The 22,839-nt window shown below is 36.5% G+C and carries 23 protein-coding genes; all 23 read left to right on the top strand.

Annotated elements, in window-relative coordinates:
• On the top strand, positions 1-381 hold a 381-nt coding region (locus tag Q7P05_RS08615; RefSeq protein ID WP_303931658.1), incomplete at its 5' end, for a transporter substrate-binding domain-containing protein.
• An 11-nt stretch (positions 382-392) separates the two neighbouring features.
• Entirely contained in the window at positions 393-1,049 is a 657-nt protein-coding gene (locus Q7P05_RS08620; RefSeq protein ID WP_105089103.1) for an amino acid ABC transporter permease, read from the top strand.
• Positions 1,046-1,765 (top strand): amino acid ABC transporter ATP-binding protein, encoded by a 720-nt coding sequence (locus Q7P05_RS08625; RefSeq protein ID WP_005386848.1) that lies wholly within the window; start codon positions 1,046-1,048, stop codon positions 1,763-1,765. Before Q7P05_RS08620 ends, Q7P05_RS08625 begins: the two co-directional genes overlap by 4 nt.
• A gap of 524 nt (positions 1,766-2,289) precedes the next feature.
• The gene (locus Q7P05_RS08630) at positions 2,290-2,487 is read left to right on the top strand and encodes a cold shock domain-containing protein (RefSeq protein WP_005386847.1); all 198 of its coding nucleotides are present in this window, start codon (positions 2,290-2,292) and stop codon (positions 2,485-2,487) included.
• Positions 2,488-2,728: 241 nt separating this feature from the next.
• A complete protein-coding gene (gene raiA / locus Q7P05_RS08635) occupies positions 2,729-3,256 on the top strand; it encodes a ribosome-associated translation inhibitor RaiA (RefSeq protein ID WP_005386845.1) in 528 nt (175 codons plus the stop codon).
• Between the two features lie 216 nt (positions 3,257-3,472).
• Positions 3,473-5,908: a preprotein translocase subunit SecA gene (gene secA / locus Q7P05_RS08640; protein WP_303931660.1), complete on the top strand. Its 2,436-nt coding sequence runs from the start codon at positions 3,473-3,475 to the stop codon at positions 5,906-5,908.
• A 121-nt stretch (positions 5,909-6,029) separates the two neighbouring features.
• A protein-coding gene (prfB, locus tag Q7P05_RS08645) for a peptide chain release factor 2 (RefSeq protein WP_295793020.1) occupies positions 6,030-7,137 on the top strand; the annotation gives its coding sequence in 2 pieces (ribosomal slippage) (positions 6,030-6,086 and positions 6,088-7,137; 1,107 coding nt in all).
• A gap of 8 nt (positions 7,138-7,145) precedes the next feature.
• Positions 7,146-7,841, top strand: a complete 696-nt coding sequence (locus Q7P05_RS08650; protein ID WP_119206738.1) for an LmeA family phospholipid-binding protein — start codon at positions 7,146-7,148, stop codon at positions 7,839-7,841.
• Positions 7,842-7,853: 12 nt separating this feature from the next.
• A complete protein-coding gene (locus Q7P05_RS08655; protein WP_303931664.1) occupies positions 7,854-9,896 on the top strand; it encodes a DUF5693 family protein in 2,043 nt (680 codons plus the stop codon).
• Positions 9,889-10,989 (top strand): polysaccharide pyruvyl transferase CsaB, encoded by a 1,101-nt coding sequence (gene csaB, locus Q7P05_RS08660; protein ID WP_303931666.1) that lies wholly within the window; start codon positions 9,889-9,891, stop codon positions 10,987-10,989. The genes Q7P05_RS08655 and csaB overlap by 8 nt, the downstream gene beginning before the upstream one ends.
• A gap of 33 nt (positions 10,990-11,022) precedes the next feature.
• Positions 11,023-11,859, top strand: a complete 837-nt coding sequence (locus tag Q7P05_RS08665; RefSeq protein WP_303931668.1) for a transketolase — start codon at positions 11,023-11,025, stop codon at positions 11,857-11,859.
• A complete protein-coding gene (locus tag Q7P05_RS08670; protein WP_005386832.1) occupies positions 11,859-12,791 on the top strand; it encodes a transketolase family protein in 933 nt (310 codons plus the stop codon). Before Q7P05_RS08665 ends, Q7P05_RS08670 begins: the two co-directional genes overlap by 1 nt.
• A 14-nt stretch (positions 12,792-12,805) precedes the next feature.
• Positions 12,806-13,492: a cell division ATP-binding protein FtsE gene (ftsE, locus tag Q7P05_RS08675; RefSeq protein ID WP_119206734.1), complete on the top strand. Its 687-nt coding sequence runs from the start codon at positions 12,806-12,808 to the stop codon at positions 13,490-13,492.
• Positions 13,482-14,369: a permease-like cell division protein FtsX gene (gene ftsX / locus Q7P05_RS08680; protein WP_303931671.1), complete on the top strand. Its 888-nt coding sequence runs from the start codon at positions 13,482-13,484 to the stop codon at positions 14,367-14,369. The genes ftsE and ftsX overlap by 11 nt, the downstream gene beginning before the upstream one ends.
• A 5-nt stretch (positions 14,370-14,374) precedes the next feature.
• Entirely contained in the window at positions 14,375-15,574 is a 1,200-nt protein-coding gene (locus Q7P05_RS08685) for a murein hydrolase activator EnvC (RefSeq protein WP_295780810.1), read from the top strand.
• 1 nt (position 15,575) lies between these two features.
• A complete protein-coding gene (locus Q7P05_RS08690) occupies positions 15,576-16,715 on the top strand; it encodes a S41 family peptidase (RefSeq protein WP_303931673.1) in 1,140 nt (379 codons plus the stop codon).
• 17 nt (positions 16,716-16,732) lie between these two features.
• The gene (gene obgE / locus Q7P05_RS08695; protein ID WP_005386821.1) at positions 16,733-18,004 is read left to right on the top strand and encodes a GTPase ObgE; all 1,272 of its coding nucleotides are present in this window, start codon (positions 16,733-16,735) and stop codon (positions 18,002-18,004) included.
• Positions 18,005-18,012: 8 nt separating this feature from the next.
• Positions 18,013-18,297, top strand: a complete 285-nt coding sequence (yhbY, locus tag Q7P05_RS08700; protein WP_024066152.1) for a ribosome assembly RNA-binding protein YhbY — start codon at positions 18,013-18,015, stop codon at positions 18,295-18,297.
• A gap of 67 nt (positions 18,298-18,364) precedes the next feature.
• Positions 18,365-19,486 (top strand): glutamate 5-kinase, encoded by a 1,122-nt coding sequence (gene proB / locus Q7P05_RS08705; RefSeq protein WP_303931675.1) that lies wholly within the window; start codon positions 18,365-18,367, stop codon positions 19,484-19,486.
• Positions 19,487-19,495: 9 nt separating this feature from the next.
• On the top strand, positions 19,496-20,755 hold the full coding sequence (locus tag Q7P05_RS08710; protein WP_303931676.1) for a glutamate-5-semialdehyde dehydrogenase: 1,260 nt from the start codon (positions 19,496-19,498) through the stop codon (positions 20,753-20,755).
• Between the two features lie 139 nt (positions 20,756-20,894).
• On the top strand, positions 20,895-21,509 hold the full coding sequence (nadD, locus tag Q7P05_RS08715) for a nicotinate-nucleotide adenylyltransferase (RefSeq protein WP_119206729.1): 615 nt from the start codon (positions 20,895-20,897) through the stop codon (positions 21,507-21,509).
• Positions 21,510-21,512: 3 nt separating this feature from the next.
• Positions 21,513-22,082: a bis(5'-nucleosyl)-tetraphosphatase (symmetrical) YqeK gene (gene yqeK, locus Q7P05_RS08720; RefSeq protein WP_303931678.1), complete on the top strand. Its 570-nt coding sequence runs from the start codon at positions 21,513-21,515 to the stop codon at positions 22,080-22,082.
• Between the two features lie 12 nt (positions 22,083-22,094).
• Positions 22,095-22,839, top strand: a 745-nt coding sequence (locus tag Q7P05_RS08725; protein WP_303931680.1) for an LCP family protein, incomplete at its 3' end; no start/stop codon positions are given.

Here is a 22,839-nt window from a genome sequence, read left to right on the forward strand (position 1 = left end):
AAAAAAATTGCAGCCCAATTAGGTACTACTGGTGCAGATTTAGCCCATAAAATCGAAGGTACTACTGTAAAAGAGTTTGACCATAGTAATGAAGCTTTGTTAGAATTACAAAATGGTGGTGCTGATGCAACTGTTATTGATTTGCCAGTGGCTCAATATTACAGTACTAAACATCCAGATCAACATATTAAATTTATGGCATATCCAAATACAAAAGAATATTTGGGCTTAGCAATTAATAAAGATAATAAAGATTTACAAGAACAAATCAATAAAGCAATTGCAGATATGAAGGCTGATGGTGAATTTAATACATTATATAAAAAATGGTTTAATGTAGATGCACCTGCTGATATGCCAGTAGTGGTAGAATTTAAATAATAGGAGAGATCATGAGTTTTAATTGGGGGTTAATTGCGGATAATTTACCGCTCTTATTACAAGGTGCACTTGTAACCGTAGAAATTACAGCTATGTCTGTTGGCTGTGGTTTCTTTATCGGTTTATTAGTAGCCTTAGCAAATTTATCTAAATTTACTGTAGTTAGATTATTAGCAAAATGTTATGTAGATATCATTCGTGGTACACCGTTATTGGTACAAATCTTCTTGATTTATTTTGCTTTGCCAATGATTACAGGACAACGTATTGATCCATTTATTGCAGCTGTTACCGCATGTAGTATTAACTCTGGTGCATATGTGTCTGAGATTTTCCGTGCTGGTATCCAGTCTATCGATAAAGGTCAAATGGAAGCAGGTCGATCTCTTGGTTTAACTTGGGGTCAAACTATGCGTTATATCATCATGCCTCAAGCTTTCAAAGCAATTATCCCACCATTGGGTAATGAATTTATTGCTATGTTGAAAGACTCCTCATTGGTTTCTGTAATTGGTTTCGAAGAATTGACACGTCGTGGTCAATTAATCATTGCTAAAACGTATGCATCCTTTGAAATCTGGGGTACAGTTGCTGTTATTTACCTTATTATGACAGTAACAATTTCACAATTAGTTGGTTACCTTGAAAGGAAATATAGCATTAAATGATTAAATTAGAAAATGTACATAAATCCTTTGGTAAAAATGAAGTATTAAAGGGCATTGATTTACATATAGAAAAAGGTCAAGTTGTCGTTATAATTGGTCCATCTGGTTCTGGTAAAAGTACAGTATTGCGTACTATGAACTACTTAGAAGAGCCTACATCTGGTAAGGTAATTGTAGATGGTATGGATCTTTCTGATAAGTCTAAACTCAATGAAGTTCGTGCTGAAGTAGGGATGGTATTCCAAAACTTTAATCTTTTCCCACATATGACTGTAATGGAAAATTTAACATTAGCTCAAACTAAGGTTCGTAAAACTTCTAGTGATGAAGCTAAGAAAATCGGACAAGCTTTACTTGATCGCGTTGGGTTAGGAGATAAAGCTAATGCATATCCTGATTCCTTATCTGGTGGTCAAAAGCAACGTGTTGCTATTGCCCGTGCCCTAGCGATGAAACCAAAAGTTATGCTATTTGATGAACCTACATCTGCACTCGATCCAGAAATGGTTCGTGAGGTTCTAGATGTAATGAAGTCTCTCGCAGAAGAAGGGATGACGATGGTTATTGTTACTCATGAAATGGGCTTTGCTAAAGAAGTAGCTGACCGCGTATTATTCGTTGATGGTGGATTAATCTTAGAAGATGATACTCCTGAAAAGGTATTTGATGCTCCAACAAATGAGCGAACAAAATTGTTCTTGTCGAAAATTTTATAATAATATTTTCTAACATAAAAGGAAGTAAGTTCTGAAATTCAGAGTTTGCTTCCTTTTTTTTGTATTTTTAAAGATAACCAAATTTGTAGATATTAAATTTCTTAATATATGAATCGATTTATATCTATTAATATATTTGATGACTTATTTTATCCGTATCTGTTCAACCCTTGTAAATAAGCGCTTTTAGGCTTTTCTTAATCTATAAAATACGATTATTGCTATAAATATTTGTGATATATAAATATTTTATACATATATATTTTGGAGTAATAATTTTTAATTCATATAATTTTATGATTATAAAATTATGTAATAATTTAATGTGCTGTTCGGAAATATTTATAATATAGATAAATAAAGGTTTTAAAGTAGTTTTTAGGGGATGAATTATCAATAAGATATATTTGTATATTCATTAAAAGCGTTAATATTATTGTTTGATATTTTATACATGCTGTGTTATGATACAAGTGTAGTGCAAGACAGTAAGACAATATATATATTTTTAGGAGGATGTTACCATGTTAGGTAAAGTAAAATGGTTTAGCGCAGAAAAAGGTTATGGTTTTATTGAACGTGAAGACGGTAGCGATGTATTCGTACATTACTCTGCGATCCAAGACGAAGGCTTCAAATCTTTGACAGAAGGTCAAAATGTAGAGTTTGATATCGTTGATGGTAACCGTGGCCCTCAAGCTGCTAACGTTGTAAAAGCGTAATAACATACCAAAAAATACATAAAAGCAACATATAAAGAAACTCCGATATCGCATGATGTTGGAGTTTTTCGATTGTTACTGGAAATAATATTTATAATTCTGCAAAAAATATAAAAATTCTTTTGAAAAAAAGAGGAGTTTTATACCTTGATGTAGAAATACTAAATATAACACGAGAGATAAGTAAAAAATTACTACACACTCGTATCTCGTGGATGATTTTTAGAAAGGGTGTTGACTTATGAAAGTAGCAATCAGAGGTAAAAACATTGAAGTGACAGATGCTCTAAGAGCATACATCGAAAAAAGATTGAGCAAATTAACTCGTTACTTCGATGATGAGTTAGATGCACAAGCGGTTTTATCCGTTGTTAAAGATAAATCTACTGTTGAACTTACATGCTTCGTTGATAAGATCGTTCTTCGCGGTGTAGAAACAAACGATGATATGTATGCAGCTATTGATTTAGTAATAGACAAGATCGTACGTCAAATCCATAAACATAAAACTCGTTTAGCAAAACGCTTCAAAAAACAAGAAGCTTTCCATCCTGAAGCTTTAGCAGCTCCTGTAGAAGAGGAAACTATCGAAGTTGTAAAACGGAAACACTTTGCAGTACGTCCTATGGATGTAGAAGAAGCTATCTTACAAATGAATCTTATTGGCCATGACTTCTTTATGTTCTTCAATGCTGAAACAGAAGCAATGAACGTAGTATATCGTAGACATGATGGATTCTATGGTTTGATTGAGCCAGAATTACAATAACCTATAATATCGGCTGACAATAATCCTAACTCCTTTCTACTTTTTAAATCAGCCGATTATTATATCAAGGTGGATGACCATTTTGAGTCATCCACCTTTTTTATAAAATGCTATAAATAATCGTGAAATGCCTTGAATTCTTTGACTATTCAAGGCATTTTCGTTATAATAAATTAGATAAAATAATGTAAGATGTCCTATAGAGGAGTGATTTGTTTGTTAAGCTTTTTACAAAGGCTATTAGGCAATAATAACGCAAAAGAAATTAAAAAAATGCGTGCTATTGCTGATCATATTAATGAAATTGAACCGAATTATGTTAAATTAAGTGATGCTAACTTAGTAGCAAAAACCGATGAGTTTAAACGTCGTTTGCAAAAAGGGGAAACGTTAGACGACATTTTGCCAGAAGCATTTGCTGTAGTTCGCGAAGCATCTAAACGTGTGTTAGGTATGCGTCATTTTGATGTGCAGTTGATCGGTGGTATTTGCCTTCATAGAGGTAATATCGCAGAAATGCGTACTGGCGAAGGTAAAACATTAGTTGCTACATTGCCAGTATATCTAAATGCATTGACAGGTAACGGCGTACATGTTGTTACAGTAAATGATTATTTGGCTACTCGCGATAGTGAACAAATGGGTCGTTTATATAACTTCTTAGGCCTTTCTACAGGTCTTATTGTGGCTAATCTCGATTATAACCAACGTAAAGAAGCATATGCATGTGATATTACATATGGTACAAATAATGAGTTTGGTTTTGACTATTTGCGCGATAACATGGTATCTGATGTATCTCAAATGGTACAACGTCCATTGAATTACGCAATTGTCGATGAAGTTGACTCTATTCTTATCGATGAAGCGAGAACTCCATTAATTATTTCTGGTCCTGGTCAACGTTCCACAGATAATTACTACAAGTTAGCTAAAATTGTTCCTCATCTTGTAAAAGATGAAGATTATACAATTGATGAAAAACAAAAGACTATTGCACCTACTGATTCTGGTATCGCAAAAGTCGAAAAAATGCTTGGTGTTGAAAACTTGTATGATGCAGAAAACATCGAGTTAAACCATCTACTTGGTGCATCTTTACGTGCTTATGCTATGATGCATCGCGATACTGATTACGTAGTTAAAGATGGTGAAGTTGTTATCGTCGATGAATTTACAGGTCGTTTGATGTTTGGTCGTCGTTATTCTGATGGCTTACATCAAGCTATCGAAGCTAAAGAAGGCTTGAAGGTTGAACGTGAAAGTCAAACATTGGCTTCTATTACATTCCAAAACTATTTCCGTATGTATAAAAAGCTTGCTGGTATGACTGGTACAGCTAAGACTGAGGAAAAAGAATTCATCGATATTTACGGTTTGGAAGTATTGCCTATTCCTCCAAATAAACCATTAGCCCGTGTAGATTTGCCAGATCAAATCTTTAAAACTAAGGCTGCTAAATATCGTGCCGTAGTACGTAATGCTGTAGAACGACATCAAACTGGTCAACCTATTTTGATTGGTACTACATCTATTACACAATCTGAAGAGCTTTCAGATATGTTATTACGTGCAGGCGTACCACATAAAGTATTGAATGCTAAACATCATGAAAAAGAAGCTGAAATTGTTGCCGATGCTGGTCAAATGGGCATGGTAACAATTGCTACAAACATGGCAGGTCGTGGTACTGATATTACATTAGGTGAAGGTGTACCTGAATTAGGTGGCTTGGCCATCTTAGGTACTGAACGTCATGAAAGTCGCCGTATCGATAATCAGTTGCGTGGTCGTGCTGGTCGTCAAGGTGACCCAGGTTCCTCTCAATTCTTCTTATCTTTAGAAGATGATTTGATGCGTATCTTTGGTGCTGACAATATTACAGGCATTATGGATAAACTTGGCATGGAAGAGGATGAACCTATTGAGCATTCTTTGATTACTAAATCTATTGAACGTGCTCAAAAGAAAGTAGAAGATCATAACTATAATATTCGTAAATATGTACTCGAGTATGATGATGTTATGAATCAACAACGTGAAGTATTATACGAACAACGTCGTCGTATTTTACGTAATGAGTCCTTACGTGACACAATCAATGAAATGATTGATAAACTTGTTACTGAATCTGTAGATGCTTATGCAGATGAGAAATTATATCCAGAAGAATGGGATTACGAAGGTCTCTACAAGCACTTGAGTCAATATTTCTTAACCGAAGATATTATGACTCCTCAAGATATGGAAGAATATAGTCGTCAAGAATTATTAGAACGCTTGCTTGAAATTGCTCATGCTGAGTATCAAGATCGCGTTGATATGCTTGGTGATGCTATGTTTGGCCAACTTGAAAAGGCTATTATGTTGCGCGTTGTTGATAACAAATGGATGGAACATTTGGATAATATGGATATGTTGCGTGAAGGTATCGGCCTTCGTGCATATGGCCAAAAAAATCCATTGGTGGAATATAAATTTGAAGCCTTTGATATGTTCCAAAACATGATTGCTGCTATCCAAGATGAAACAATCATGGCGTTGTACAAAATTCGTGCACAATTGATTCAAGAAATTGAAGAACCAGTTGACCACTTAGAAGGTGCACAACCCCATCATGAAGATGTGTTGGAGCCACAAAACATAGATTAAGATTTGTGAATGGCACGTTGCTCAATGGGATTTCCTTCTGGGCAACGGCCATTTTTCTATTTTATTAAGGTGATAGTTTATCGATGTAATAAGCTAATAAGTTAAAGGTGGTGAACATAAATTGTTAGAAGATTTAAAACCTATTATTTCTAATCTAGAAGAACGTATTTATGGAATGAGGGATTCACTTTAACATCGCTCAGAAAGAAGATCGAATCTTTACACTTGATGTGCAAATGAGCGACCCTACATTTTGGGATGACCCAGACAAGGCTCGTGAGATTTCTCAAGAAGCCACACAATTGAAAAATGCTGTAGAAAGCTATAAACAACTTGTTAGTGATATTGAAGATGCTAATGTAATGCTTGAGATGGCAATAGAGGAAGATGATTGTTCTCTAGAAGGTGAAATCAAGGATTATGTTCAACAAATAGAAGAAACTGTAGAGAAACAAGAAGTTCTTTTATTGCTTAGTGGTGAATATGATGCTAATAATGCGATTTTAACATTCCATGCCGGTGCAGGTGGCACAGAGGCACAAGATTGGTGTTCCATGCTAATTCGCATGTACTTGCGTTGGGCTGAAAAAGCAGGATTCTCTATTGAATTGATGGATGAACAACCAGGTGATGAGGCGGGCACAAAATCTGCTACATTTTTAATTAAAGGTGAAAATGCCTTTGGTTATTTGAAATCTGAAAAAGGTGTACATCGTCTAGTACGTATTTCACCATTTGATGCTGCTGCACGTCGTCATACATCCTTTGCTGCTGTTGATGTAATGCCGGAAATTGATGATACAGTAGAAATTAATATTGATATGAAAGATGTACAAGTAGATACATATAGAGCTAGCGGTGCTGGTGGTCAGCATATTAATAAAACTGATTCTGCTGTACGTATGACGCATAGACCAACAGGTATCGTAGTACAGTGTCAAACTCAACGTTCTCAAATGCAAAATAGGGAACAAGCATTACGATTATTGCGCGCCAAATTATTTGAATTAGAATTAGAAAAACAAGCAGAACTTAAAGAGCAAATTGGTGGTACCTATCAAGCGATTGAATGGGGTAGTCAAATTCGGTCGTATGTATTCCACCCATATAATCTCGTTAAGGATCATCGCACAGGGGTTGAAACAGGGAATGTACAATCCGTTATGGATGGTAATTTAGATCAATTTATGGAAGGTTTCTTGAAAAAAGAAGCGAATTTAACAATTTAGGAGTTCTTATGAAAAAGTTTTTACTATTCCTATTAGTGCTGATTATTGCTTTAGCAGCAGCAACTCAATTTTTATTACCTTCTTATATTAGTTCCCGTATTGAAAAACAGTTAAATGATTCACTAAAACCATCTTCTCAAACAGTAAATGTTGAGTCTCAACCAGGATTTAAATTACTCTATGGTGAAGCTGATCATGTATATGGTTCTTTAGATGATGTAAAACTTGGTAAATTAAACTTTGCAAACTTCAATTATGATGCAACACAAATTCTTGTAAATCCAATTTCATTATTGGCTAGCCAAGAAATTGATGTAGTAAGTGTAGGTAGTTCTAGTATCGAAGGTACTGTGACTAATGAAGATTTGGCTAAATTCTTAAGCACTCAAGCTGGTAGTGAAATTCAAGATGTAAAAGTAAACATCAATAAAGATAACATCAGCTTAACTGGTAATATGAATGTTGGCATGGTATTTAAAGGTTCTGTTAGATTAGATGGCAACTTAGAATTAAAGGATAATACTTTACTATTCGCACCTAAAAAGTTCACCATTAATGGTGCTACTATCCCAGGTTTGACATCTAATGTATTAGAGGCTACAGAAGTTTATAACTTTAATAACTTCCCAATTCCTGTGAAAGCTGAAAGCTTAACTGTTGATAATGGTGAAATTCACATCAAAGTTAAACCTGTACTTAACTAGAAAGGATTTATCGTGAATCATCGGAATACACAAAAAAGTAAGTACTCTTGGATTCTAATACTCTGTATTATCGTGGGACTTGTATCCTCTTTATATTTGGTATTTGAACGCCATCAGATTGAAAAATCTCAAAATCATATTGAAAATATCGTAGATTATGATGCTGTTCTAAGAGCTAATGCCTTTGAAAAGCGTAGTCAACAAGAGGCTTTTGATGCACTTCGTAATGCAGGTGTAACAGCATTTGCCATTTATGATCGTACCTTAGAAAAAGCTAAAGATGCAGGTCAAGTTAAGGTGTTAAGCTCCGAAGAGATGGATGCAGTGCGTATTAATGGGGCATCCGTTAAAAATGGTGCAACCTATGTAGCATTAATTTCAGGTAAAGAAGGCTATTATAAAGAAATTCGCGAAGACTTGTATCATCGTATTGGTAAAGATAAAGTTAAAGAGCTTAATACTAGTATTGGTCCGGTCCTTGAATTATATGGTGCTACCGCTGATAGCTATCTAAAAATGAATCTTGGTATTTCCAAGCTACAAGCTCAAGAAGTTGCTAATCGTGGATTTAATGTTATAGTTCGTCCTACAAACTACAGAAATGTAACATCAGATGACCTCCAATATGTGTTTAAGCGTCTTGAAGGAATTCCACATGTAACAGGCATGATCTTTGCTGGTAAAGAGGCCCTAGGAGCTCCTGATTTAACGGATGAAACATTAGAACTATTACATAAGAATCATATTCCTCTAGTTGGTATTGAAGCCGTTAACCAACTTCAATATGAGCCACAACAAGGTTTCTTGGAAATGGCTGCTAAAGATAATTATAGTGTGGGCCGTGTATATACAATTGCTAAGGATGAATTAAAGAAAATCACTCCAGAAGAAGCAGCTCAACGATTCTATATTAGTGATATTGAACGTAATATTCGTTTTAACTTATTCCCTATGTATGAAACAGGTGTAAACAATGAAACAGTATTACAAACAACTATTAACTATATTGGGATGACCACTGAAAAATTATCTACTAAAGGTTATGAATTCGGTCCTGCTGATATTTATCCTCCTTATACGCCAAATCCTTTATTAGTTGTCATCACAATGATTGGTGCTATTGCGCTATTCGTTTATGTTGCTCAAATGTTAGTTCCAATGCGTAAACATACACAATTGGTAGCATTCTTTGGCATTTCCCTTGTATCTGTAGTATTATTCATCATTACAAGTGGTACATTGATTACTCAAATCTGGGCTTTATCTAGTGCTATTATGGCTCCTGTAGGTGCCATGATTCGCTTGATGGAGGAATGGCGTCGTTATGATGGAGCTCGTCCATTAGGTGCTATTAAATCTACCGTATTAGCAGTGCTTTATCTCGTAATTGCTGCATTATTTGCGGCTATTGGCGGTATGTATATTGCATCTTTATTAGGAAATACGAAATTCTTTATGGAATTTGCTATCTTTAGAGGTGTTAAGTTAACATTTGTACTTCCAATTGTATTGGTCATCATCGCGTACTTACAACGTTTCCCTTTGTGGAAAGGTCGTATGATTAACTCTAAAGAAGAAGCAAAGAAATTTGTAGTTGAATTCTTAACAATGGATGTTAAATTTTACGTATTCTTTGTAATGGCTGCTCTTGGTGGCGTGGCATGGGTATTTGTTGGCCGCAGTGGTCATACAGCAGGTGTTCCTGTACCAGGATTTGAACTTATGCTTCGTCGTTTCCTTGAAAATACATTGTATGCAAGACCTAGAGAAAAAGAGTTCATTATTGGTCACCCAGCATTAATGTTGGCTACGTTTGCATTCTTACGTAAATGGCCTACAGTAATCCATTTCTTATTAACTATTGCAGGTGTTATCGGCATAGCTTCAATGGTTGAAACATTCTGTCATATTAGAACTCCTGTATTCATGTCTATTATGCGTGGATATGATGGTTTATTAATTGGTGCTCTCTTAGGTTTGCTTCTTATCATTGCTGTACGTTTCATGATGTATGTAACACAATGGTTCCAAGCGCGGGAGGTTGACCATGAGTAATATTGTTATCTCTGGTTATTATGGTTTTGGTAATGCTGGCGATGAAGCAATGCTTTGTGCCATTATCGATGCCATTCGCAAAGAGGAAGCAGATGCGCATATTACGGTTATTTCTGGTAATCCTACAGAGACAAGCAAAAAACATAACATTCATGCAGTGGGGACATTTTCCGCATTTGGTATTTTAAAGGCAATTGCCAATTCTGATTTAGTGATCAGTGGTGGAGGCAGTCTTTTACAAGATGCTACAAGTATTCGTAATACATATTACTATTTAAGTATTATGGCTTTAGCTAAAATGATGGGAAAAAAGGTAATGCTTTACTCTCAAGGTATTGGGCCTTTAAATCGTCCCTCTACACGAAGAGCTGTTAGCTTTATATTGCGATTTGTGGATACCATTACAGTTCGTGATTCTATTTCAAAATCTGAATTAGAGTCCTTAGGAATTGAAGATGTAGAGGTTACAGCTGATGCTGTTTTGGCTATGCAACCGGCAGATTTGTCTATCGGTAAACGTATTTTAGAAGGCTATACATCTAAACTACCTAAATCTATAGAGAATCCAAAACGAATTGGTGTTGCTGTTCGTAGTTGGAAAGATGATACAGAATATCGTGAATCATTAGCCAATGTGTTGAGCCGATTACAAGAGCAAGATGAGGTAGAAATTATTTTTATTCCTATGTCTCATCCAGAGGATACAAAAGAAGCTAAAATTATCGCTAGTTATATGCCAAAGGGGGCTATTGTTCTTGAAGGCCCATTCTCTACAGAGGAACAAGTATCCTTATCGGGGAATGTGGATCTAATGATTGGTATACGTCTTCATGCTCTAGTATTTAGCTCTTTAATGGGGAAACCTGTTATTGGTATTTCCTACGATCCTAAAATTACAAGCTTCTTACATATGATCGGTCAGGAACCAATAGGAACAATGACACATCTTAGAGAAGAGGCGCTATATCAGCGATGTCATAAGCTCTTAAATTCCAGAGAAGAGTATCAATCCTCTTATGATTGTATTGAAGCATTGCGTTTAAACTCTCAACGCAATGCAGAAATCGCTATTTCATTACTTAAAGATTATTAATATATTGGATCCAATCCAGAAAGTGAGGTCTCTATGGCTACATTAACACAAGATGTTAAACAACTAGTTCAAGAGAAGGCAAAAGCTATTCGCGTTAGTATTGTTCAGTCTGTAACGGCAGCAAAATCCGGTCACCCAGGTGGTTCTTTATCTATCGCTGATGTGATGGCCTTGTTGTACTATGTAGAAATGAATGTAGATCCAGCAAATCCAAAAGCTCCAAATAGAGATCGTTTTGTCCTTTCTAAAGGTCATGCAGCTCCTGCTTTATATGCTACATTGGCTGAAAAAGGTTATTTCCCTAAAGAAGAACTTTTGAATTTACGTAAAATTGACCATATGTTACAAGGCCATCCTGATATGAAACATACTCCTGGCGTAGATATGTCTACAGGTTCCTTAGGCCAAGGCATTTCTGCCGCATGTGGTATGGCATTGGCAGGCAAAATTGACAATGCTGATTATCGCGTTTACTCCATTTTAGGTGATGGCGAGCTTGAAGAAGGTCAAGTATGGGAAGCAGCAATGTTTGCTGGTCATTATAAACTCAATAATTTGACTGCTTTTGTTGATTTTAATGGCCTTCAAATCGATGGTGATATTACTAAAGTACTTTCTCCATTGCCAATTCCTGAGAAATTTAAAGCTTTCAATTGGAATGTTATTGAAGTCAATGGTCATGATCTTGATGAACTTCATAATGCTATTGAATCTGCTAAAGCTTTCACAGAAGGTCCAACTTGTATCGTAATGCTTACTGTAAAAGGTAAAGGCGTAGCTGAAATGGAAGGCCAAGCAGGTTGGCATGGTAAAGCGCCTAGTGCAGAGCAAGGTGAAACCTTTGTTAATGAAATTATGGGGGTACAATAATGGGTAAAGCAACACGTGAAGCATATGGTAATGCGTTAGCTCGCATTGGTAAAGAAAATACAAATATTATCGTATTAGATGCAGATTTATCTAAATCTACTAAAACTGATACATTTAAAAATGTCTGCCCTGATCGATTCTTTAATGTAGGTATTGCAGAACAAAACTTGATTTCTGTTGGTGCCGGACTTGCAGCAGCAGGCAAAATTCCATTTGTTTCTTCCTTTGCTATGTTTGCAACAGGTCGTGCATTTGAACAAATTCGGAATGCTGTATGTTATCCAAAATTGAATGTAAAAGTATGTGCTACTCATGCTGGTATTACTGTAGGTGAAGATGGTGCTACACATCAAAGCTTGGAAGATATTTCTTGTATGCGTACTTTACCTAATATGACTGTAGTAGTACCTGCAGATGAACGTGAAACAGAAGCAGTAGTTGAATGGGCTGCATCTTATGAAGGTCCTGTATATGTTCGTTTAGGCCGTGCTGGAGTAGATGATGTTACAGCTGAAGGTTATACATTCGTACCTGGTAAATCTACTACATTAGTAGATGGTTCTGATGTAACAATTATCGCTTGTGGTGCTTTGGTTGGACCTGCAGTAGAAGCAGCTAAAACTTTAGCTGAATCTAATGTGTCTGCTCGCGTTATCAATATGGCATCTATTAAGCCTATCGATGCAGAAGCAATTGTAAAAGCAGCTACTGAAACAGGTGCTATTGTAACAGCAGAAGAACATAATATCATTGGTGGTCTTGGTTCTGCTGTGTCTGAAGTTGTTGTGGCTAATAAGCCTGTTCCTATGGAATTCGTTGGTGTCCAAGATACATTTGGGGAGAGTGGTACGCCAAAAGAATTGATGGCTAAATATGGTTTGACAGCAAAAGACATTGTAGAAGCAGTAAAACGTGTAATCACTCGTAAATAATCAAAGGGGATCCCATGATTGAATTTAAGAATGTTAGTAAAGTCTATGATAATGGTTCTGTTGCATTAGACGATGTGTGTTTAACTATAAATGAGGGCGAATTTGTCCTCATTTGTGGTCACAGCGGTGCAGGGAAATCAACTCTATTTAAATTGTTAACTCATGAAGTAGTACCTGATTCTGGTACTGTCATTGTTGATGATTTTGATGTTACGCGTATGAAGCGTAGTAAAATTCCAAAATTACGTAGAAAACTTGGTGTTGTATTCCAAGATTTCCGTTTATTACCAAACAAAACGGTATCAGAAAATATTGCCTTTGCGCTTGAAGTAATTGAAGAAAAACCAAAGGTAATTAAGGAAAAGGTAAGTCATGTACTAGAACTTGTTGGCTTAAGTGATAAAGCAAATGATTTACCAGAGGATCTGTCTGGTGGTGAACAACAACGTGTTGCTATTGCTCGCGCTATTGTAAATCGTCCATCTGTACTTATTGCTGATGAACCGACTGGTAACTTAGATCCTGATACAAGTAAAGGTATTGTAGATTTGTTTAAGCATATCAATAATTTTGGCACAACTGTTATTATGGTTACCCATAATATGGATCTTGTTTCGTATTTAAATAAACGTGTTATTCGTCTAAAAGATGGTCGCGTTCAAAGTGATAATATGAGAGGTGCAGAAATTAATGAAGCCTAGAACATTGAAATACTTTTTTAAAGAAGCCCTCAAATCTATGAAGCGTAACGGTCTTATGACGTTAGCATCTATTTCTACAGTGGCTTTATCTTTATTTATGCTTGGTGTATTCCTTTGCGGTGTTATCAATTTGAATAACATGGCATCTAGTTTAGAAAACCAAGTTCAATTGAGCATCTATTTAAAAGATGGTTTAACAACTGACCAAATTATGGCGGTAGGTAAGCAAATTAAAGCTATACCAAATCTTAAGCATTTAGAGTTTGTTAATAAAGAGCAAGCTATGAAGGAATTCAAAGCACGCCTCGGTGATCAACAACAATTAGTAAATGCATTAGGTGATGTAAATCCATTGCCAAACTCTTATGTATTAACCTTTGATAACCCAAGTGATGTTAAGGCTACAGCTAAATTAGCCACTACATTCCAAGGTGTTGAAAGTACACATTATGGTCAAGATATTGTAGAAGAACTTTTCCGAATTACTCAAGTAATCAGAATTGGTGGTATTGTATTAATCGCATTCTTAGCAGCAGCTACATTATTCATCATTTCTAATACAATTCGCTTGACTGTATTCGCCCGTCGTAAAGAAATTGCCATCATGAAATATGTTGGTGCAACCAATGGTTTTATTCGTTGGCCATTCTTGATCGAAGGTATGTTGTTGGGCTTAGTGGGGGCTGTAATTGCCGTACTTTGTGTAGGTGAGTTTTACCATTTCATTACTATGGAAGTTTCTGAGTCCTTAGCATTCTTCCCATTAGTACCAATGTTCCCATTCTTCTATGATGTGGCTATCTATATTTTAGGTGGTGGCATAGTAGTAGGTGCTATTGGTAGTACGATTTCTTTAAAACAATACATGAAGGTGTAATGTTTATGAAATACAACACAATCAAATCTCGTCTTGTAGCAACAATTTTAACAGGTATGGTGGTACTGGGAACACCACTATATATTGTTGCCGAAGATGAGGATTTAACGAATCAATTAGATTCAATTCAACAACAAGTTAATCAACAAAATTCTATCAAAGCGGATGCAGAAACTGTCATTGTAAGTGTATCTGAACAGTTGCGACAAATTGAAGAGCAATTACGTCAGGCCCAACAACAGTTAGAATCTATTCAACAGCAACGTGTAGCCGTTGAAAATGATATTACTGTTAATGAAAAGTTACTAGCTGAAGCACAAAAGCGCTTAGAAGGGCGAGAGGCTGTATTTTATAAGCGTGTACGAGATATTTATATCAATGGTCGTCTAAGCTATTTAGATGTTGTTATTGGATCTAAAGACTTTAGCGATTTTGCAAATCGATTAGAGATCTTAAAACGCATTATCGATTCCGATATTAAGTTAATCGATGAAATTAAAAAAGAACGTGCTGAAATTGCGGCACGTAAACAAGCTCTTGAACAATCACGAGCTAAGTTAGTAGAGCTTGAAAAAGCTGCTGTAGCAAAACAAGCTGAAATTGAACAAAAGAAAAAAGAACGTGAAGTAGTTCTTCAGAAGGCACAAAATGATCGTGCTACTGCAATGCAAGCTGTGGAAGAACTTAATGCTTCTTCCGCTCAAATTACAGCATTATTGAAAGCTCGCCAAGCTGAACGTGCGGCAGCTCGTGCAGCTGCAGAAGCAGCAGCGGCAGCTGCGGCTCAACAGTCTGCACCAAGCTACTCTTGGGTTCAAGGATCTGGTCAACTTGGTTGGCCTGTAAGTGGTGAAATTACTTCTCCTTATGGTTATCGTACACATCCAATTTGGGGCACAACGATCTACCATTCCGGTATTGATATTGGTGTTGATGAAGGTACACCAGTTCATGCTGCTGATGGAGGTACTGTAGTTTGGTCTGGTTGGATGGGTGGCTATGGTTACGCTGTAGTTATCGACCATGGTAATGGTATGTCCACCCTTTATGGTCATAATTCTGAGCTTGCTGTCTCTGAAGGACAAGATGTATCTAAAGGTCAAGTTATTGCCTATGCTGGTAGCACTGGTAATAGTACTGGGCCACACGTACATTTTGAAGTTCGTATAAGTGGGGATCCTGTTGATCCTATGGGATATTTATAATATGAAATTTGATACACGTACGGTGTTGTGGAGCCTATTGAAATATATAGGCTCTGGCATCGTTATTATGTGGCTCACGTTTTGGTACTTATCTGGTTCATTCTGGGGATTACCAAGACTATTTGTAGCCTACTATGCTGCGAGTCAAGTCTTTATGACACCGATGTCTAAAGCGACCCTTTATGATGGTATGCTTAAAGGCTTAATTGGCTCTTTGGGAGAGCCTCATAGTATTTATTTAGATGCTGACGAATTTAAATCCATGAAAATGCAAACATCCGGCACTTATGCAGGTGTAGGCATGGTTCTTGGTCATGATGATAAAGGTTTATATGCAGTTAGTATTATGGAAGATCAACCAGCTTTCAAAGCGGGCATAAAACCTGGTGATCATATTATTGCTATCGATGGTCAATCTACAAGTGATATTACTGTAGAAGATGCATCCTCTCGAATTCGCGGCGAGGCTGGTACCGTTGTCGCCCTTGATATAGAGCGTAATGGTGAAAAATTACACTTTGATATTACCCGTGAATCTATTGTGTTACCTACTGTTAAAAGCAAAATGCTCACAAGTACAGTTGGATATATTCGGATTAGTCAATTTGCAGAAAATACAGCTGATGATTTCGAAACACAATTTAAAGAATTACAATCTCAAGGTATGAAAGAATTAATTTTAGATCTTCGAGATAATCCTGGTGGTTTATTATCTACTACAGAAAAGATTTCTAATTATATTATGCCTCCAGGAACACTAGTTACCGTACAAAATAGAGCTGGGAAAAAAGATGTTTATAAGTCTAATGGTCCAGACGTAGCAATGCCATTAGTAGTTCTTGTTAACAAAGGGTCTGCTAGTGCATCTGAAATTATAGCTGGTGCTATTCAAGACCGTAAACTAGGTACTATTTTAGGTACTAATACATATGGTAAGGGTACAGTTCAAACTATTTACCCTAGTCTTGATAATGAAGGTATTAAGGTAACTATTGCCAAATACCATACACCAAATGACCGTGTTATTGACGGCATTGGTATTAAACCTGATGTAGAACTGGATTTACCAAAAGGTGTAAATCCATCTAGTACATTAGATGATATTCAAATTAAAAAAGCATTAGAGTTATTACAGCAATAATGCATAGGAGTTAAAGTATGTTTATAGATAGAGCGCGTGTCTTTGTTAAGGCCGGTGACGGTGGGGACGGTATGTCTAGCTTCCGCCGTGAGAAATACGTGCCAAATGGCGGCCCTAGTGGCGGCGATGGTGGTAAAGGGGCAGACGTTATTTTTAAGGCGGATAAGAATATTAATACTCTTGTAGATTTTAGATATAAACGTCAGTTTAAGGCACCTGCTGGTGGTAATGGTGAAAGCTCCAATAAGCATGGTCGCGGTTCTGAGCCACTTATTATCCCGGTTCCATTGGGTACTGTAATTAAAGAAGAAGAAACAGGTAAAATTTTCTGTGACCTCGTTAACGACGGTGATACTTTTGTTATTGCTAAAGGTGGTCGTGGTGGCCGTGGTAATGCACGCTTCCAAACAAGTGCTAACCGTGCACCTACATTCGCAGAAAAAGGTGAACCTGGTGAAGAGTTCTGGTTACAACTAGAGCTTAAAGTATTGGCAGATGTTGGACTATTAGGCTATCCATCTGTTGGTAAGTCTAGTATTTTACGTAAGGTTTCTAAAGCTCAACCAGAGGTAGCTGCTTACCACTTTACTACATTGACACCTGTACTTGGGGTAGTAACGATCTCTGGAGACCGTAGTTTTGTATTAGCCGATATTCCTGGTCTTATTGAAGGGGCTAGCGAAGGTGTTGGCCTAGGACATAACTTCTTGCGCCACGTAGAACGGACTAATATTTTAATTCACGTCCTTGATGTATCTGGTATGGAAGGTCGCGATCCAAAGGTTGATTTTGATGCTATTAATGAAGAACTTCGTAAATATTCTGAAAAATTAGCTAATAAAAAGCAAATTGTTGCACTCAATAAGATTGATATGGTCTTTGATGATACAACAATTCCTGATACAAAAAAATATTTTGAAGATAAAGGATATGAAGTATTCCTTATCAATGCATTAAGCGGTGAAGGTTTACCAGAGCTCATGGAACGAGCTTACTACTATGTAGAAAACTACGAGCCAGAGCCTGAAGCAACTGATGATACAGTTGTATACGAAGCAAAACCAGATGTGGAATTCGTTATTACTCGTGGTGATGATGCTGCATTCTATATTACAGGTAAACGTATTGAACGCTTAGTGGCAATGACAAATTTAAGTGATGATCAATCTCTTCGTAGATTCCAACGCATCTGGCGTTTTATGGAGCTCGATGCTAAATTGAAAGAAAAAGGTTGTAAAGACGGTGATGAAGTTGTGATTGGCGATCAACGCTTTACATTCCAAGAGTAGGAGTAATAATGACAGGAAAACAAAAACGGTATTTACGTTCTTTGGCAGCAACAATGCCACCAGTGGTTCAAATTGGTAAAAATGGTTTAGAAAATAGTGTTATTGATAGTGCTCGTGCAGCATTAATGGCTCGTGAGTTAATTAAGGTGAAATTACACAATAATAGCCCTGAAGATAAAACGATTTTCCAAGAGTTAGCTGATATGCTTGGTGCTGAATTAGTCCAAGTTATCGGCTTTAACGGTGTATTATATAAAGCTAAAAAAGAACCAAAAATTATTCTACCTAAATAAATCGTCATATTACTAACATGTATTATATGGGGGTCTACATAACCTGTTAGCCCTAGGAGGTTATTCTATGCGCAGTGCTATCATCAACGCAAAAAGAATAGTAGTTAAAGTAGGCAGTAGTACGCTTTGTTATGCTAATGGTCATTTAAACTTAGAACGCATTGAACGATTAGTACGCCAACTATCAGATTTAGCTAACCAAGGTAAAGAGGTTATCCTCGTTTCTTCTGGTGCAACAGGTGCTGGACTGGCCCCTTTAGGATTTAAGGAAAAACCTAGAGACCTTGTATTAAAACAAGCTGCTGCAGCAGTAGGACAAGGCATCCTTATTCATATGTATGAGCGTATGTTTCGTGAATATGGTCGTACAGTAGGTCAAATTCTTTTAACAAAAGAAGATAGTACTGGTCGCCATAGTTATCTTAATTTGCGTAATACATTACATACGTTATTGCAACTCAATGTTATTCCTATCATTAATGAAAATGACGTGGTTGCCATTGAAGAATTTAAAATCGGAGATAATGATACTTTATCTGCTACTGTAGCAGGTATTGTAGATGCTGATTTGCTCATTATTTTGTCCGATATTGAAGGATTATATACAGCTAATCCAGCAACTCATCCGGATGCTACGTTAATAGAAACAGTTTCTGAAATTACTGATGAAACCTATGCTATTGCAGGTGGTGCAGGATCTAACATGGGTACTGGTGGTATGTATACTAAAATTAAAGCGGCTCATATGGCTACAAACTCAGGCGTACCGATGGTAATCACATCTGGTGAAGTGGAAGATTCTGTTCGTCGTGTATGTAAAGGTGAACAAATTGGTACTCTCTTTGAAGCGCATGATGCCGGACTATCAGGTAAACATCATTGGCTTGCCTTTGGTAAACGATTGAAAGGGTCAATCACTATTGATGATGGTTGTGCGCGTGCTGTATTAGATAAAGGAGCGAGCATTTTACCAGCTGGTATTATTGATGTAGATGGGTCATTTGGACCTGGTGATACAATTTCTATTTATCATGATGGTAAAGAAATTGGCCGTGGACTTATCAACTATGGCATCGAAGATATGAAGGCCATTAGAGGTCATAATACAAATGATATAGCTCAAATTTTAGGTATTAATACAACCTATGATGAAGCAGTACATCGTAATAATCTAGTTTTATTACATTGAGGATATACTATGAACCAGTATGAAGAAATTTGTAAAGATATGGGTCAAAGAGCTAAAGCGGCATCCTTTGAATTAGCTCAAATTGATCAAGGTACATTAGATTCTGCATTATTAGCAATCGCTGATGCTGTAGAAGCACAAACCGATGAAATTATGGCCGCTAATAAGTTAGACTTAGATAAATCTGGCGATTATAATGTGCCTCAAACCATGATAGATCGATTAACATTGACACCTAGCCGCATTTCTCAAATGGCTGAAGGTGTTCGTCAAGTAGCTGCTCTTGAAAGTCCAGTTGGTTCAGTTATAGAAACTATTACACGGCCTAACGGTTTGACTATTGAAAAAAGAGCGGTACCTTTTGGTGTTATTGGCATTATATTTGAGGCTCGTCCAAATGTAACAATTGATGCTGGTGTGCTTTGTTTAAAAACATCGAATGCTACGATACTGCGAGGTGGTAAAGAGGCATTCCATACCAACCAAATTATCGTGACTATTATGCGTAATACCTTAGAATCTTTAGGTATTACGCCAGATGCAATTCAACTTGTGGAAGTTCTTGATCGGGATATGGTTGGTGTATTATTGCACCAACGTGAATATATTGATGTCATCATTCCTCGTGGTGGAGCTGGACTGATTCGTCGTGTTGTAGAGGAAAGTAGTATTCCTGTTATTGAAACTGGTAGTGGTGTATGTCATACATATATAGATGAATATGCTAATCTCGATATGGCATTAGAAATTGCAATTAATGCAAAGGTACAACGTCCGTCTGTATGTAACTCTATGGAAACATTGCTAGTACACCAAGCGGTAGCCGGTGAATTTTTACCACGTCTTGATATGGCTCTACAAGAATATGGCGTTCGCATTCACGGTGATACAGATGTAGCTCAATATATGGAGAATACAATTCCTTTAACAGATGATTCCTTCCATACTGAATATAACGATATGGACTTAAATGTACGTATTGTTGAAAATCTTGAAGAAGCCATTAATCATGTTAATTGTTATTCTACACATCATTCAGAATCTATCGTAACAGATGAACCGATGCGTGCAAGAGTATTCATGAACTTAGTAGATTGTTCTACTGTGTATCATAATGCTTCAACGCGTTTTACTGATGGTTTTGAATTTGGTTTTGGTGCTGAAATTGGTATTAGTACTCAAAAGCTCCATGCTCGTGGGCCAATGGGATTACAAGCACTAACATCATATAAATACTTTGTATTTGGAGAAGGCCAAGTTCGAAAGTGAAAACAGTATATTACTTAATAAGGGCATACTACAGATATATTCAGACCCCAAAAGGTCAATACGAATGGATATCCTATGGAAAAGCACTGCTCTTATTTATCATTATTTGTGTCATTGTCATTAAGGGTGTGACATTATTATGGTAGAGAAACGTCGTATAGGTATCATAGGTGGAACATTTAATCCTATCCATTTAGGGCATCTAATGATTGCTGAGGTGGCTTGTGAAAGTTTTAACCTTGAGAAGGTTATTTTTGTGCCAGCACGGATACCACCTCATAAGCAACATGATGTAATAGATAGTCATCATCGATATGCTATGACAGCAGCAGCCGTGTCAGATAATCCAAATTTTGAAATTTCTGATGTAGAGATGCGTCGTGAAGGCCCTTCGTATACAGTTGATACGATACAACATTTTAAGGTGATCTATGGACCAAATGTTGAATTTTACTTTATAGCTGGAACGGATACAATTCGTGCGTTGCCAACGTGGAAATTTATTGAGGAATTATTAGATGAGGTCCACTTTATTGGTGCTACAAGACCTGATGGATCTAGTGCAATTGATGAAACATTAGATATTTTAGGACCAAAAGCACGAGAAAAAATACATCTTATGGAGGTTCCTGAGATGAAATTATCTGCTACGTATTTACGAGAGCGGTTACGTTCTGGAAAAACTGTTCGGTACATGTTGCCTAAATGTGTAGTGGAGTATATAGAAGAAAACCATATTTATGGGAAGGAATAAAGGATGTTATCATTTGATGAAATACAAGTTAGCGTGAGTCAATGGTTGACCAAAAAACGTTTTAAGCATACTCTTGGCGTTGTTGAATCAGCCACTCATTTAGCTGAGCTTTATGGCGTTGATGTGGAAAAAGCTAGATTAGCCGCATTGTTGCATGATTGTGCAAAGGAGCTTCCGCTGAAGGAAATGCAAAAGCTAGTTAGTGCTGAATCTTATGAGGCTGATCAAGAATTATTAAGCAATGGTAATCTTTTACATGGGCTAGCCGGTATGATTCGTGCTAAACAAGAATTTTCCATATCTGATGCTGATGTTTTGGAAGCCATTAGGGTTCATACGACTGGTAAGGTTCATATGTCTAAACTAGATAAAGTTATATTCTTAGCAGACTATATAGAACCTAATCGAGATTTCCCAGGTGTTGATGAATTGCGTAAAGTGGCAGAACAAAATTTAGATAAAGCTGTATTGCTTGGTTTTGATAACACTATTATTCATCTTATTGAGCAAAAACTGTCTATTTATCCTTTGACCATTCTTGGTCGTAATGATGTGTTACAATCTTGTAAATAATGGAGTTTATATATGGAAGAACGTGAACGAGCAAGAGCTCGCCGTCGAAGAAGAAGACGTCAACAAAAGTCATCTGTTAAATGGCCTAGAATTATATTAGCTATTATTGTAGTAGTAGCATTACTTGGCGGTATAGGATACGGTTTGTATACTGGCGTATCTTATGCATATAGAGCTATTGTAGGTACTACTGAATCAACTGATGCATCTGGAGATAATGGAAATAAACAAGATGGTAATACTGTATCTGTAGAGCAAAAAGGCTTAGATAAACCATTATATATTCTTGTTGTCGGTACTGATGATAATAATCCAAGTCAAAGTGATAGCTTATTCTTGTTATCTATTAATTTAGATCAAAAGACTATGGATGTTATTGGCATCCCTAGTAATAGTAAAATTGATAACAGAGATCAGACTGATGCAACAATGCTCAATAGCATCTATGAAAAAGGTGGTATTGATTTAACAAAAGCTGTTATTGAAGATATGTTTCATATTTCTATACCATATTATGTTGTAGTTAACCAAAATGCTTTCAAAAAAACGAATGATGTATTAGGAAATCAACAAATCTATGTAGAACAAACTATGGAACACGTGGATGCAGACGGAAATAAAGATATCGATTTGCAACGAGGCTATCAAACATTAGATAGTGATAAAGCATTGGCTTATTTACGATATTCTGATCCAAAACATGATACATTTACACGTGTACAACGACAAGAACGCTTTTTAAAACTATGGGTAGAAG

The sequence above is a fragment of the Veillonella dispar genome, assembly GCF_937975875.1.
GTDB classification, from domain to species: Bacteria; Bacillota; Negativicutes; order Veillonellales; family Veillonellaceae; genus Veillonella; species Veillonella dispar_B.